The sequence below is a fragment of the candidate division WOR-3 bacterium genome, from assembly GCA_026418155.1.
GTDB lineage: Bacteria > Hydrothermota > Tepidihabitantia > Tepidihabitantales > CAIPLT01 > JAOABV01.
Map to the genome: position 1 here is coordinate 1 of JAOABV010000038.1, position 15,002 is coordinate 15,002.

Annotated in this window: 11 protein-coding genes and 1 pseudogene; 2 read left to right on the forward strand and 10 right to left on the reverse strand. The window is 34.7% G+C overall.

The window, feature by feature from the left end; translation table 11 throughout:
* From N2201_05305 to rplF, 4 genes and pseudogenes are all read right to left on the reverse strand, one after another.
* A partial coding sequence (locus N2201_05305) for a hypothetical protein (protein MCX7785627.1) occupies positions 1–350 on the reverse strand: 350 nt, incomplete at its 3' end.
* A gap of 1,021 nt (positions 351–1,371) precedes the next feature.
* Positions 1,372–2,001, reverse strand: a complete 630-nt coding sequence (locus N2201_05310) for an MBL fold metallo-hydrolase (GenBank protein ID MCX7785628.1) — start codon at positions 1,999–2,001, stop codon at positions 1,372–1,374.
* A 4-nt stretch (positions 2,002–2,005) separates the two neighbouring features.
* Positions 2,006–2,263: pseudogene (locus tag N2201_05315) on the reverse strand (MGMT family protein).
* Between the two features lie 269 nt (positions 2,264–2,532).
* A complete protein-coding gene (gene rplF, locus N2201_05320; GenBank protein ID MCX7785629.1) occupies positions 2,533–3,108 on the reverse strand; it encodes a 50S ribosomal protein L6 in 576 nt (191 codons plus the stop codon).
* A gap of 240 nt (positions 3,109–3,348) precedes the next feature.
* On the opposite strand from rplF, the gene pruA reads away from it, so the two are divergent.
* Together pruA and N2201_05330 are read left to right on the forward strand one after the other, a co-directional pair.
* Positions 3,349–4,902, forward strand: coding sequence for an L-glutamate gamma-semialdehyde dehydrogenase (gene pruA, locus N2201_05325; GenBank protein MCX7785630.1), 1,554 nt, complete (start codon positions 3,349–3,351; stop codon positions 4,900–4,902).
* Positions 4,903–4,983: 81 nt separating this feature from the next.
* Positions 4,984–6,315: a cyclic 2,3-diphosphoglycerate synthase gene (locus tag N2201_05330; protein MCX7785631.1), complete on the forward strand. Its 1,332-nt coding sequence runs from the start codon at positions 4,984–4,986 to the stop codon at positions 6,313–6,315.
* A 1,390-nt stretch (positions 6,316–7,705) separates the two neighbouring features.
* Here the strand turns inward: N2201_05330 and ftsZ are convergent.
* The 6 genes from ftsZ to N2201_05360 form a co-directional block, all read right to left on the reverse strand.
* On the reverse strand, positions 7,706–8,803 hold the full coding sequence (gene ftsZ / locus N2201_05335; protein ID MCX7785632.1) for a cell division protein FtsZ: 1,098 nt from the start codon (positions 8,801–8,803) through the stop codon (positions 7,706–7,708).
* A gap of 101 nt (positions 8,804–8,904) precedes the next feature.
* On the reverse strand, positions 8,905–10,143 hold the full coding sequence (ftsA, locus tag N2201_05340) for a cell division protein FtsA (protein MCX7785633.1): 1,239 nt from the start codon (positions 10,141–10,143) through the stop codon (positions 8,905–8,907).
* Between the two features lie 61 nt (positions 10,144–10,204).
* The gene (murB, locus tag N2201_05345; protein ID MCX7785634.1) at positions 10,205–11,239 is read right to left on the reverse strand and encodes a UDP-N-acetylmuramate dehydrogenase; all 1,035 of its coding nucleotides are present in this window, start codon (positions 11,237–11,239) and stop codon (positions 10,205–10,207) included.
* Positions 11,240–11,308: 69 nt separating this feature from the next.
* Entirely contained in the window at positions 11,309–12,679 is a 1,371-nt protein-coding gene (gene murC, locus N2201_05350; protein MCX7785635.1) for a UDP-N-acetylmuramate--L-alanine ligase, read from the reverse strand.
* A gap of 54 nt (positions 12,680–12,733) precedes the next feature.
* Positions 12,734–13,807: a UDP-N-acetylglucosamine--N-acetylmuramyl-(pentapeptide) pyrophosphoryl-undecaprenol N-acetylglucosamine transferase gene (locus N2201_05355; protein MCX7785636.1), complete on the reverse strand. Its 1,074-nt coding sequence runs from the start codon at positions 13,805–13,807 to the stop codon at positions 12,734–12,736.
* On the reverse strand, positions 13,804–15,002 hold a 1,199-nt coding region (locus N2201_05360; GenBank protein MCX7785637.1), incomplete at its 5' end, for an FtsW/RodA/SpoVE family cell cycle protein. The genes N2201_05355 and N2201_05360, both read right to left, overlap by 4 nt.

Genomic DNA, 15,002 nt, shown 5'->3' on the forward strand with positions numbered 1-15,002 from the left:
GCACTGCCATTACTTAAAGAAAAGGGAATAGGTGTTAAATTGATTGTGATATAACTGGCTGGAATCCATACAGTCCAATAAGTAAGATGATTCAAATCATTCGTAATATATCGAATATTATTTAGGGGTTGATTACCATAAGGGTCAGGGTCAACATTATTATTGGCGCTCGGATTAACTAACCAGAATTGACCAGTACCCGAATTACCTGGGCTGATACTCAGTGTCATCGTATTACCAACGAGATTACCAAGATTATCCGCAATATCTAAATCATAAGATGGTTGCGCCAACGCATAAGTTAAAAGACTGATAAAAAATAAAACTGCAAATACTTTAAATGGTTTCATTGAAACCTCCTCTTAATATCAAACCCGCATTGTGTATAAAATGCTTTTCCAATCGGGTTTACTTGTTTGTAAATTTGCCTTAGAACAGAAAAACCCAGAAATCTAATGTTAACTATTTTTTTAACAATCACAAAAACTCCTTTCATTCATACATACCACCATTGCATTAAAATTAATAAGTTTATCAATAATATCAATATAAGGATGTAGAGTACTAGCCCTTATTACGGACAACCCTAATCGATTTCGCAATAGCGGTTTATTATACTTTTTTAACTTTTTTGTCAAAGAACTAAATTTTTTAGTATTTTTTATATTTTATTTTTAATATGAGTTATCTAAGGAAGCTCCCGCAAACAAAGATATGTAATTTGTAGACGAATAAGTATTCTCCATTAAATCAACACTGTCCTTACACCGCAGGCTTTTCTCTATATAGTAGGAACCTCGGTCAACATCTTTTATACATTTAGTTTCTAACATAACAAAACCAAATCTTTGCTGATTAATGTCGCTGATTATAAAATTTTTTAAACAATATTTCGATAACATTATTAAAGTTTACCAAAATCAACCCGACTTGTCAAGAGTAAATTTTAAACGTAATTCCCAAAACTCGCAATTAATTTTAGTACTCAACGATTCTGTACATTAACATTTATATTGCTTTCAAAACATTTATTTACAATGAGTTACAATAAGACCTCGGGATATAAGTTCTGTTCCCTTTTCTGATAGCTTTTAGATAAAATTTTTTCTTTTTTATTTGTTAATTGATTTACCAAGAGGGGTATTAGTCAAATAGAAAATTCTGCAAGCATACCCGGTAAATTACTTGACTTAATCAAACAGGGAATGATGGTATATATACGGAGATTTTTAACGATACATTTTATATTACGAGTAAACACAAGGATTTCTTAACAACGGGATAGACAAAATTTAGCGATTCGATGTTTTCTGAGATAATGGGATATTTCCCTGGAAGGGAATTGGTTGAAGTTGTTTCATCGTTTGTCTATTATTCGTAAAGGCTACACAGAAATGGGTTAATTCTTTTAATCTCGGAAAACTTTCCCCAATCGCCATGTCCTGGATAAACAATCGTATCATCAGAAAGTAGTAGTTGTAAGCGCTTCAATGATAAAATCATTTTTTCTTCAGAAGCGTTAGGAAAATCTGTTCTTCCGATAGAATCAAAAAATAATGTATCACCAGTAAAAGCAATTTTTTCACCAATAAGACAAATTCCACCTTTAGTATGTCCTGGTGTATGATAAACTTTCAATTCTACTTCCCCTACTTTAATAATATCACCTTCATTTAGCAAAACATCTGCAGGCGGAGAAGAAACATACTCTCCCATCAAAAGAGAAAGATTTTGCGATGGGTGGATTAGCAAGTCCGCATCGTCTTTGTGAATATATATTTTAGCTCCGGTTAATTCTTTGATTGTTTTATTAGCGCCAATATGGTCAACATGTCCATGGGTATTAATAATATATTTTATCATGCCTGGTAAAGTAGAAGCAGTATTAATAATTCGAGTTGCTTCAAAACCCGGGTCAATGACTGCAATTTCATCAACTGAATGCAACAGATAGCAATTTGTCATCATCTCTCCGACTGTAATTTGGATAACCTTACTCATTTTATCAACTCATCTCTCTGTAACTATTTTCAAGTCTTAATAAAAGTTTTTTCCATCTAAGCCCAGCACTAAATCCACCTAACGAACCATCTTTTTTAACTACTCGATGACAGGGAATAATGATTGGTATAGGATTATTTGCCAATGCTTGTCCTACAGCACGACTCGCATTTGGTTTTCCAACTCTTGAAGCCAGTTCTGAATAGTTAATAGTTTTACCATAAGGAATTTTCCTGGTCTCTTTCAAGACCTTTTGCGTAAAAATTGGTAGAGTACTGATATCGTAATTAATATCAAATTCGACACTTTCACCAAGAAAATACCTCTTAAGATCTGGTATAATTTTTTTTATATATGCATTCTGGATTATTTTATTAGCAGAAATTTTTTTTAGATATATACCTAAAATTATTTTAGAAATTCCCCTCTGATTAGTCTCAACCCCAATATTCCCGAATTTAGTTTTTAGAATATACATTTTTACTATTTATCCGGAAAAATATCGATTGGTTGTTACGGTAAATTATGAAATTAGGCTTGAGCTGCAACTGCGCGTTTGCCAGCCTTTTTACGAACATATTCACCTTTATACCGAATACCTTTGCCTTGATAAACATCCGGTGGTCTAATTGCGCGAATTTCCGCAGCAACTTCTCCGACTAACTGTTTATCAATTCCTTTTATCGTAATTTCGGTCATCTGTTCTTTGGGGTCTTCAGGATTAGGGATTTGTTGCAAATCGACACTAATTTCTTTAGGAATAGGAAAATCCACTGGATGCGAAAACCCCACAAAGATTTGTAATCCATCTTTTGTCTTTTGGGCTCGATAACCAGTACCTCGAATCTCTAATTTTTTCTCATAGCCTTGCGTAACACCGATTATCATATTCTTAATTAATGCCCGCATTGTACCAATAAAACGCATTACATCAGACTTCTTCCCCAACACAGAAATCTCATTATCTTTAATTTCCACTATAGTTAATGGGTGTAAGTTCAATTCCAAAGTTCCTAATGGACCTTTAACTCGCAAAAGCGAGTTATTTGAATCGGTCTCGACATTTACACCTTTTGGTATTATAATTGGTTTTAATTTTTTTGCCATAACCTCAATTATACTCGAAATTTAGGATTCGTCAAGAATAATTTATTTTATCTGTCTCTCGCCTCAGTTCTATAAATCGTAGTATCTTTTTTCAATTTCTTTCATCGATACTCTACCAAATGCAATAACCCCTACAGATTTCTTTAATTCTATTAATTATATGTCTTTAGAGTTGACTTAACATATTTTTTTAGTATTATATTTGATATTATAAATATTTTAGAGATTTATGGAGGCAAAATGTTAAAAGAATTTGTTAATGAGCCTTTAACTGATTTTACTAAAGATGAAAATATTAAAATGATGACCGAGGCTTTGACAAAAGTTAGTCAGGCATTCGGTAAAGAGTATGATTTAATCGTAGATGGTAAATTTATTAAGGCAAAAGATAAATTTAACTCTTATAATCCTTCTCAAAAAGACGAAGTCCTCGGCGTCTTTCAAAAGGCATCAGAAAAAGAAGCAGAAACAGCAATGGAGGTAGCATTAAAACGATTTGAGGTTTGGAAATTCTTTTCAGCTAAAGAAAGAGCACTAATCTTACTTCGAGCAGCAAACATTATGCGTCAACGAAAATTTGAAATGAGTGCAACAATGGTTTATGAAGTAGGTAAAAACTGGATGGAAGCCGATGCTGACACGGCTGAAGCCATTGACTTTTTAGAGTTCTATGCCCGTGAAGCAATTCGATATGCTCAAGACCAACCATTAACTCCTTATCCAGGCGAATTTTGTGAACTTAAATATATTCCCTTAGGTGTTGGAATTGTAATCCCGCCGTGGAATTTTCCTTTGGCAATTTTATGCGGTATGACTTCGGCAGCAGTAGTTACCGGAAATACTGTGATATTAAAACCTTCGAGTGACGCACCATTAATTGCCTATAAATTTATGGAGATAATGATGGAGGCCGGTATTCCTGATGGTGTAATAAATTTCGTAACCGGACCAGGTTCAATCGCTGGAAATTATCTGGTCTCCCACCCCAAAACACGATTTATTGCATTTACCGGTTCTAAACAAGTTGGCTTAGGCATCGTAGAATTAGCCGGCAAAACCCAACCTGGCCAGATTTGGATTAAACGCGTCATTGCTGAAATGGGCGGTAAAGATTTTATTATTATTGATAATGAAGCAAACCTAAAAGATGCCCTACCAGGAGTCATTGCTTCCGCTTTTGGATTTCAAGGTCAAAAATGCTCAGCCTGTTCTCGGTTGATTGTGCACCAAGATGTTTATGACGAATTTATTTCAATGGTCAGCGATGCGGTAAAAAAGATTAAAGTCGGTCCAACAAAAAATCAAGAAAACTATATGGGACCTGTGATAAATGCTTCTGCTTATAAATCTATTATGGAATATATTGAAATCGGCAAGAAAGAAGGCAAACTTGTTGCCGGAGGGAAAGAATCACTTTTAGCCCAAACCGGATATTTTATTGAACCCACAGTATTTGTTGATGTTTCACCTAATGCACGGATTGCCCAAGAAGAAATTTTCGGCCCAGTTTTAGCAATAATCAAAGCAAAAGATTTCGAGCACTCTATTGACATTGCTAATAATACTGAATACGGTCTAACCGGAGCATTTTATTCTCGGAACCGTGACAAAATTGCAAAAGCCAAAAAGTTACTTCATTGCGGAAATCTTTATATAAATCGCAAATGTACTGGCGCATTAGTTGGTGTCCATCCATTTGGTGGCTTTAATATGTCAGGGACAGACTCTAAAGCCGGCGGCAGAGATTATTTAAGTCTATTCCTACAAGCCAAATCAATTGCCGAAAAATTATAAAATTATGAAGTCATAAAATTTAGGAAATAAAAAATAAATCTGCATCCTCAGATTTAATTAATTAACTAAAGAGGTGTGAAAATGAATCCGAAAAGAAAGAAAGTTATCATTATGGGAGCCGCAGGCAGAGACTTCCATAATTTTAATGTATTTTTTAGAGATAATGAAGACTATGAAGTAGTGGCATTTACTGCAACACAGATTCCTAATATTGACAATCGGACCTATCCTCCAGAACTAGCAGGCAGATTATACCCCCAAGGCATTCCAATTTATCCCGAAGAAAAACTTTCCGAATTAATTAAAAAGCATCGTATCGATATTGTGGTCTTCGCATATTCTGATGTCTCTCTTCATCATGTAATGAATAAAGGCAGTGAAGTTTTGGCTAATCGAGCAGATTACTGGTTATTAGGCCCACGCTCTACCCAATTAAAAGCAAAGAAAACCGTGATTGCTGTGGGTGCGGTGCGAACTGGTGCCGGCAAAAGTCAAACCACTCGTCGCATCACAGAAATCCTATCAGAAATGGGTAAAAGATTCTGCGTTGTCCGACATCCAATGCCTTATGGCGATTTGACTCAACAGATTGTCCAACGCTTTGAGCAATTGTCCGATTTAGACAAATACCATTGTACTATTGAAGAACGCGAAGAATATGAACCTCACCTTCTTAAAGGCACCACAGTCTTTGCCGGCGTTGATTATGAAAAAATTCTTGAACAGGCAGAAAAAGATTTTGATGTTATCGTCTGGGACGGTGGCAATAACGACTTTCCGTTCTATAAACCGAACCTCTTAATTGTTGTTGTTGACCCATTAAGACCAGGTCACGAAATAAATTATTATCCTGGAAGCGTCCTGTTTCGTTCCGCCCAGGTCATCGTTATCAATAAGATGGATTCAGCCAATCCTTCTAATGTTGCGATTATTAAGGATAATCTAAATAAATATAATCCAGACGCAATTGTAGTTGAAGCTCATTCGTTGTTAACAATATCTGATGCGGAAATGATAAAAGGAAAAAGAGTTTTAGTAATTGAAGACGGACCAACCCTAACTCACGGTGAAATGCAGTATGGTGCCGGAATGGTTGCGGCCCAAAGATATGGTGCATCTGAAGTTATTGAACCGCTTCCCTTTGCTACCGGTTCAATACTTGAAGCCTATGAAAAATATCCTCATCTTAAAAAATGCTTACCTGCACTTGGTTATAGCCCAACTCAGATTGAAGAACTTGAAGAAACGATTAACAACACACCTGCTGATATTGTTATTGAAGCAACACCTGTTAATTTATCCCAAGTCTTAAAGGTTAACAAACCAATTGTAAATGTTGAATATCAACTTAAAGAGATCTCAAAACCTGATTTGAAAGAAATAATCATTAACTTCTTCAGTAAAAACAAATAAATATTTTAAGTTCAATATTAAAAATTCATTAACTTGTTAACGGAACAGTTAACTTATATAAATTGACAACTTCTTTTATCGTAGAATAGATATTTTTTCGTTTTAATAATTGATTTCATTGTTGGAAATACATCTTCTCTGTTATTCAAAAAATTGTAGCTTAGAACTTACGGTATAACGATTTTAATTCTTAGATATAGTCAAGGTGCCTATTTTCCGGCATTGTTAGGCGTAGCATTGCCAGCAGTAATACCCGATTAGGATTATTAAAAAATCTTAAATATCTTCATCAGAACCAACAATTTTTCATATAATGCTAAAAATCTATTTGTGTATTATTAAGAAAAAACCATTTTTATGCTCCAATGTCCAAAAGCGCACATAGGGGCTAGGCTCTGGCTAGCCCTGAGTTAGGTCAAGCCTGGGATTCTGTTAACCCATAACAAGAACCAATTTACCATATATGCGATATAGGATGTCGCATATAAGGTAGCCTTAACCTGAACCGATTGGAGTATTTTCTTTAATTTAAGGTTACTTATTGTATTAAGTGGTTAGTATGACCACAGAATATCCAAAATGCGAAACTCAAAATCAGAACCTCTAAAATAGAGTTGTCTTATGTAAACATAGATGACTAATATTTTATATAATAATAAGAAGATAAGAGTCCTTTGTTAAACACCAGGCTACCAAATGTTCGAATTATCTCATATAAAACAAACACGAAACATTAGGCAAATATCGACTTCAAATGAACTTTTTCTTACCGATAACTCAAGATATTTCCCAAAACAAAAGTTAAGAATAGCCTAAACCTTCAAAATTCTACTTCTAAGTTGTGAATATCGCATTAAATATAAAAAGGAAGAAAAAATCTCCGCTATTGGAGTCAAACTTTCTATCGCTATGTGCTTATAACCTCTTTAACCTAAATAAACCATTAAATTTAAAATTAATTTAGCCTTAAATCGAACTCATTAATGTCTTATTTAATTTATAAGTATTATATTAGTTATAATGTGCTTAAGTAATGACTAAATTTTTTTGTCCAATCCTATAATTTAGCCTTAAATCGAAATCATTAATGTCTTATTTAATTTATAAGTATTATATTTTAGTTATAATGTGCTTAATTAATGACTAAATTTTTTTGTCCAATCCTATAAAATTGAAACCCCTAAAGAAGAGATAATGAAACACCTAATGATATAGAAAAATTACAGAAATACTCGGAACAATAAAAACAGGGAATAAATAAGATGCTAATAATCTTCAGTCTATTAGAATTTCTCGAAACATTGATAATATCTTATTATTTCGTTACTTCAATACAAAATCGGATTTTGTAAAATGCTCAATATTTCTTTATAATCAATTTCTCTGTTTACTAATCGATTTGTCTCCTGATGAAAGTTGGAATTTCTAAGTTTGTTTTGTCGATGATAATCTTATCATCTTTTTTCCGAATTCGTGGTCGTACCGGAAATAAATCTTGTGATTCCAACAAATCACAAACATCTGTAATTTTGGGCAAAGCTTCTTCGATACCAGTAGCGATAACCGTAACTCGAATTGTATCTTTGAGACTAAGGTCTTTTACTGCTCCGAATCTTATTTCCGCATAGCCGTTAGTTGCATTATAGATTATCGAGGCTGCTTCATTAACTTCTTGTAGTGTCAGTTTCTCATCGCCAGCAATATTAAGTAAGATTTTTCTGGCAGTCTCAATATTAATATCTTCAATCAGCGGTGACGCTATTGCCCGATGTGCGGCTTCAGTGGCTCGACCTTCACCCGAAGCAATGCCGGTTGAGATAAAGGCACTACCTTTTTCCAACATCACATTGCGCACATCCGCAAAATCGATGTTTATTACCCCTGGTTGGGTTATTAAATCTGAAATACCTTTCACTGCATTTAATAAGACTTCATCAGCCATGCGAAATGCTTCAAAACAAGAAATCTGAGCATAATTAGTTAACAGTCTTTGATTAGGAATTACAATTAATGTATCGACTTTATCCTTGAGTTCTTGAATTCCACATAGTGCTTGTCGCATGCGGTGTTTACCTTCAAATTCAAATGGTTTTGTAACTACTGCAATCACAATCGCTCCTTGAGTTTTAGCAACTTCAGCTATAAGTGGTGATGCCCCTGTTCCGGTTCCGCCGCCTTCTCCTGCAGCTAAAAATACCATATCATAACCTGTAAGGATATCTTTTATCAAGTCTAAAGACTCTTCACAAGCTTTGCGTCCCAATTCGGGATTACCGCCTGAACCAAGTCCGCCGGTAATCTGTGCACCAATTTGGATTCGATTTTCTGCTAAATTTAGCGAAAGTGCTTGCAGGTCAGTGTTAATCGCATAAAATTCAACGCCAGTTAATTTGGCTTCAATCATATGATTGATTGCATTATTGCCCGCACCACCAATGCCCACTACTGCAATTTTGGCTAAGTTTCTTTCTTCAACAGGTTCAATCATTATTCCTCCTAAATATTATATTATAATATTACAATTTTGACCTTTGAGTTATGATATCTATTATCAAGATAATCTCTCTTGTTGAATACTTACTTAATTATTTAAGCAAATAGTTCTTTCAGTTTAGTAGCCATTGATGAAAAGATACTTTCACTTAAAGGAACATATGCCTCTTTACCGAAAAAACCATAATGAATCAATCCTACAGCAGTAGTATAATCTGCACCTAATTGTTCAATTGGGTTATTGGTATGTTCTGAATAACTATCAGAAGTCGATTTTGACGGAGTAATTTTTACTGGTAGCCGTAGAACCTGCTCTGCCATAACATCAATACCTTTTAATTGTGCTGTGCCACCAGTTAAAACAACTCCGCCACTAAGGGCATCAGCAAAACCTGACTCTCTAATTGCGGTTTCAGTATATAGTAGAATTTCTTCAACTCGAGGTTCGATAATTGATGTCAAAAGTCGCCGCGATACTTGTTTGCTAACTCGCCCGGTCAAATCTTCAATGACTATCGGTTCGTCTTGGTCAATACAACTTACCATGGCTGTGCCATACTGCTTTTTAATTTCTTCGGCTTTCTTGTAAGGGGTTCTAAGACCAATTGCAATATCTTTAGTTATATTTTCGCCGCCGATTGGTAAAGTCTTATAAAAACGCAATTCGCCATCTTTGAATATCGAAATATCTGTCAAGCCACCTATATCAACAATTGCAATACCTAATTCTCGGTCTTCAGGTTCAGAAACCACGGATGCCAATGCCTGTGCTTGTAAAACCAATACTCGGTTTCCAAATTCCAAGCGGTCCAATACTCGCTGGATATTTTCTAATGCACCAATCTGACCAATTATCAATAATGCTTCAACTTCTAATCTAAAACCGAACATACCAATTGGGCTTTTTATTCCCTTTTGGCCATCGACAATAAATTGTCCAGGAATTACATGGATAATTTGTTCATCATTAGGAAGTCTCAAAGTTTGGGCTTGCCGAATAACTTCAATAATATCTTTTTCTGAAATACCTTTTGATGGATTTTTAACTGGTACTGTCGCACCACTTGGAATATGTTTTATATATTGTCCGGCAATGCCAACATAGATTGAGCAATTTTTAGCATTAATACCTGCCATTTTTTCTGCACTTTCAATCGCTGAGGCTACGGAATCGACCGCGGTATCAAGATTAACGACTGTTCCGTTTCTAAAACCATCTGGATTGGCTCGGCCATAGCCTAAAATGTTATATTTACCATTTATTGACTCAGCGATAGCACAAGCAATTTTTGTGCTTCCAATATCTAACCCAATGATTTTTCTTGTCTTTGCCATTTCATTACCTCCAAAATATTAAATAAAATTTGTATATCATATGATAAGATTCTCTTTGCATTTAGTTTGTTGCTAATTCGTTTTTCTTATGCCACTTCATTGTTTCCATAATTTTAGGTATAATCTGTATTTCTTCCTGTAAAATTATACCTGTATTCAGTTCTACTTTACATTTTATTATCTGTATCAATTCATAGACGTCGTAGGCCTTTGCATTACACCGATTTATTATAAAATTTCCGTGTTTTTTTGACACATAAGCACCTCCACAACTTAATCCTTTAAGATTTAATTTATCGATTAATTTACCTGCAGATAATAGATTAGTGTTAGAATCGAAAACTTTCTCTGTTTTCATTAAATTTTTTAATATTGCATTATTTTTTATGCTACAATCAGCAATGTGCGGATTCTTAAAAACTGAGCCAGCCGAGGCTCCCCACGGTTGTCTTTGTTTTCTTATCTTTAGATATCTATCCATCTGTTTCTTAATTTCGTTTCTGTCAAACGAAATTAATTCGATAACACCTTTGGTAATAATAAAACCTAAAGGCAATTTAGTCTTTCGATATTCGAATTTAAGTTCAGATTTATTTAATGTTACTTCTTCGCCTTTTGGTGTAATACCGGAAATTGATACAATTTTCTCTCCTATATTATGTGAAAAAGCACCTGCATTAGATACAACTGCACCACCAAAGGTTCCTGGAATCCCCCAAAGAAATTCAACTCCACTCAAACCTGACAGACAAGCATACTGAACGAGTTTTGACAATCGGGTACTCGCACCAATGGTAAGCGTATTGTCATCTTGTTTAACATATGAATAACTATTACCTAATTTCAATGTGATGCCATTAATTTCTTGGTCAGAAATTAGCAAATTAGAGCCATTACCAATTACCCATAGTGAAATGTCTTCACTTTTCGCCAATTTCACGATCTTTTTTATCTCTTCATCACAATTTGTTACGATTAGACATTCTGCCTTACCACCGATTCGAAATGTCGTAAGATTGCGGAGAGATTTGTTCCAAAACACTTTAGTTCTGTTTTTATCTATAATCGAATCAAGACTTTTGTACCAATTTTTCATAAATGCGTTAACTTAAATTAATACTAAATCTCTGATTTAACTGGCTCATTGCTTTTCTGTATGTTCTAACTAAGTCAATCGATTCAAAATTTCATCACCAACTTTCCAAACATCGCCTGCACCTAAGGTAATCACCACATCGTTTGGTTTAATTATCTTCATCAAGAAATCGGGAATATCTTTCAAATTTTGCTTATAAAAAATCTTTGTCTTTGGATTATGCTTTTTAATCGCATCAACGATTAGTCTGGAAGTTACTCCCGCAATAGGCTGTTCCGACGCAGGATAAATTTTAGTGATAACAAGATTATCGGCTAAATCAAAAGAATGTCCGAAATCATCAGCCAGTGCTTGGGTTCGGGTATAACGATGTGGTTGGAAGACAACAATTATCCGGCTTGTTGGATAAGCATTACGAAGCGCTTGTAATGTTACTTTTATCTCCGTCGGGTGATGTCCATAGTCATCCACCACGACAATTCCTTGTTTTTCACCCTTCAACTCTAAACGGCGATGAACTCCGGGAAATTTGCCTAAGGCCATAGCAATCTTAGATAATGGCAACTCTAATTTTAGTCCGACACATGTTGCTGCTAAGGCATTCTGAACATTATGCAAGCCCGCAAGATTTATCTTAACATCCTTCTTTTGACCATTATATCGAATTGTAAATTGCGATGAGAAGCGACCAAGTTTTATCTCGGTTGCCCGGACCATTGCTTGATGTTCAATCCCATAAGTAATATAATTTCGCTTTACTTTAGAAAGAATTTGATGGACATTAGGACAATCCGCACAGAGAATTGCTGAACCATAAAAAGGAATCTTATTAACAAATTGAATGAACGCTTCTTTAATTTCAGAAAGATTGGTATAACAATCCATATGTTCTCTTTCAATATTAGTAACAACCGCAATCGTTGGAAATAACAGAAGAAAAGACCGGTCGCTTTCATCCGCTTCGGCTACTAAATATTCACTCTTACCCAGTTTTGCCCCAGATTCGGTTCCAACAACTTTTCCGCCAATTATAACCGTAGGATTTAGTTTGCATTCTTCTAAAATTGTTGCGATAAGTGAAGTCACCGTAGTTTTTCCATGAGTTCCCGAAATCGCAATGGAAAATTTCATCCTCATTAATTCGGCGAGCATTTCCGCCCGCGGAATTACTGGTATACCTTGTCTTTTGGCATATTTTATTTCTGGATTATTTTGTCGTATCGCTGAGGAATAGACGACAACATCTGCTTTTTTAATATTTCTCTTATTATGTTTAGAGAAAACTTTTATGCCATTCGTTTTTAAGGTATCTATGATTGATGAATGACTTATGTCTGACCCAGTGACGATAAAACCCAAATTTTTTAATATTAAAGCCAGTCCGGACATTCCAACACCACCGATACCGACGAAATGAATGTGCCTTATTTTACCAAGCAATTTATATCTCCGACCTTAATTTGTTATTAAAGACAAAATAATCTCTACACATATTTAGTTTTTGTAAATATATGTTTTTATTCTTTTCGCAATTACTTCAGCAGAATCAATCTTAGAAATCCGTTTCGCATTGACACTCATCTCTTTTAAGCGTTCGGGTTGATTTAATAGTGACTCAATAAGATTCTTGGTTTTAATGACAAAATCTTGAGAAATCTCTGACCGGCGGCATTGTTCCAAAATGATTGTAGCCCGATATTGGGCTAAAAATTGAGCATTTGCTTGCTGGTGGTTATCTGTGGCAAATGGGAAAGGTATTAAAATTGATGGGATTCCAAACACTGAAATTTCTGACAGGGCAATGCCGCCGGCTCGAGATATTACAATTGTTGCTTGACGATAAAGCTCCTGCATCGAATTAGTAAAGTCAATTAACTGACAATTATCGGATTTTATCTTTCCTTTAACTAATGAATAATTTCTTTTCCCAGTTTGAATAATAAATCTTAAATCTGGCATTATTGTTGCCAGTTCTACTCCTAACAATGCAAGAAAATAAGCACCTTGACTACCCCCTAAAACTAATATTGTTTTGCCATCATCTTGACGCTGACAATTTTTGAACTGAGGCCGCAGAGGATTTCCTGAATAAAATGTTTTACCCTTGATTGGTTTAATTAAAGGAAAACCTAAAAAGACTTCTTTGGCCCAACGTGAAAAATATTTTGTTGTCCGGCCTGGTACTCGATTCTGTTCAAGTAAAAAAAACGGAATAGATAAAATAATTGCCCATAACAATGGTCCAATTGAAGTAAATCCACCTGTGGCAACAATGGCCTTAGGTTTTACTTTCAATAATAACCGAGGAAATAAGAGCATATTTAGTATTAATAAAACGAAGAAGTATAATTTGTTGATTATGTTTTTACCGAAAAAACCACTTGCGGGTAATGTATAATATTCAAATTGATAATCCCGCATCAAATCCTGTTCAAATCTGGAATTTCGGCAGAGGAATACTGGTTTAATTCCTTTATCTCGCAATGCTTCACTAATTGCAATTGCCGGAAAAATATGGCCACCAGTGCCACCAGTTATAACAAAAACACTTATAGTGCTCGACATCATAGTCTCCATCGCTTATTGGACCGATTAATTCCAATTCGTCGGTTCCGCCAACCTGCTCGCATCGACTTAAAATTAATATTTTCATCAATACTCTGCCGACAAAATTTCGAAACATTCAATACCACACCAATTGCATAAAGATTAGAAATCAGTGCTGAACCACCATAAGAAATAAAGGGAAATGGCTGTCCTGTAACAGGCAATAAAGCAAGTACTACTCCCAAATGAACAATAACATAGTGGAAAATCATAATCATAATACCAGCAACCAAAAGACCGCCAAATGTATCGTTAATCTCAACTGCGATCTTTAATCCTCGATTTAATAATACAAAAAATAATCCCAAAATCAAAATACTCCCAACAAAACCAAATTCCTCTCCAATCGCCGAGAACATAAAATCAGTATGTAGTTTAGGTAAAAAATAATATTTTTGTTTACCTTCACCTAATCCTTTGCCCAATAGTCCACCTGAACCAATAGCAATTACTGACTGGATTTGTTGATATGTCGGGCCTTGTTTAAATTTTTCATAACGAATTTTTGCATGGGGAATAAAAGTAACTGATATCCACAAAACAATTATGCCGAAAAATATCGTTAATAAAATATATTTTGGCTTTACGCCGCTAATTAAGAAAATCAGTAATGCCGAAAAAATTACAATTACGCTCGTGCCAATTGCCGGTTGCAACAGAAGTAACAGAACCATTAAACCAACAACTGTAAATGGGAAAAAATTAGATTTTAGGTAATTTCGTATTAAACCGACAATTTTATCGTTTAAAGAGTGCTCAGTTTTTCTTATCGTGGAAATATCATTTGCTGATAAACAATTGTAAGAAAACATTTTTCTCTTTTTTTCTTCCTCTTCAGATTGACGATTAGCAAAATAACCTGCTAACCAAAAGACTAAGATATACTTTGCAACCTCGCCAGGTTGAAATTGAACCGAAAGCCATTTTGCTTTTGTCCAGCGCTTTGCCCCAGAAACTTTTTTCCCTGTAACCAAAGTAAAAATTAAAACCAAAATTGCCAGCATTAATAATATATCTTTAATTTTCTTTTTATAATAATGATACGGAATAAAACTCGCTACCAACAGTGCTATAAAACCAACCAAAATACGAATTAATTGGGCTTTTAGATAACTAAATCCAAATTGTATTGTAACTGAATAGACCATCACTAAAC

Bases quoted from the DNA above. Each gene is read 5' to 3' on its own strand.
- N2201_05310 (MCX7785628.1), bottom strand. From the start codon at position 2,001: ATGAGTAAGGTTATCCAAATTACAGTCGGAGAGATGATGACAAATTGC.
- rplF (MCX7785629.1), bottom strand. From the start codon at position 3,108: ATGGCAAAAAAATTAAAACCAATTATAATACCAAAAGGTGTAAATGTC.
- pruA (MCX7785630.1), top strand. From the start codon at position 3,349: ATGTTAAAAGAATTTGTTAATGAGCCTTTAACTGATTTTACTAAAGAT.
- N2201_05330 (MCX7785631.1), top strand. From the start codon at position 4,984: ATGAATCCGAAAAGAAAGAAAGTTATCATTATGGGAGCCGCAGGCAGA.
- ftsZ (MCX7785632.1), bottom strand. From the start codon at position 8,803: ATGATTGAACCTGTTGAAGAAAGAAACTTAGCCAAAATTGCAGTAGTG.
- ftsA (MCX7785633.1), bottom strand. From the start codon at position 10,143: ATGGCAAAGACAAGAAAAATCATTGGGTTAGATATTGGAAGCACAAAA.
- murB (MCX7785634.1), bottom strand. From the start codon at position 11,239: ATGAAAAATTGGTACAAAAGTCTTGATTCGATTATAGATAAAAACAGA.
- N2201_05355 (MCX7785636.1), bottom strand. From the start codon at position 13,807: ATGATGTCGAGCACTATAAGTGTTTTTGTTATAACTGGTGGCACTGGT.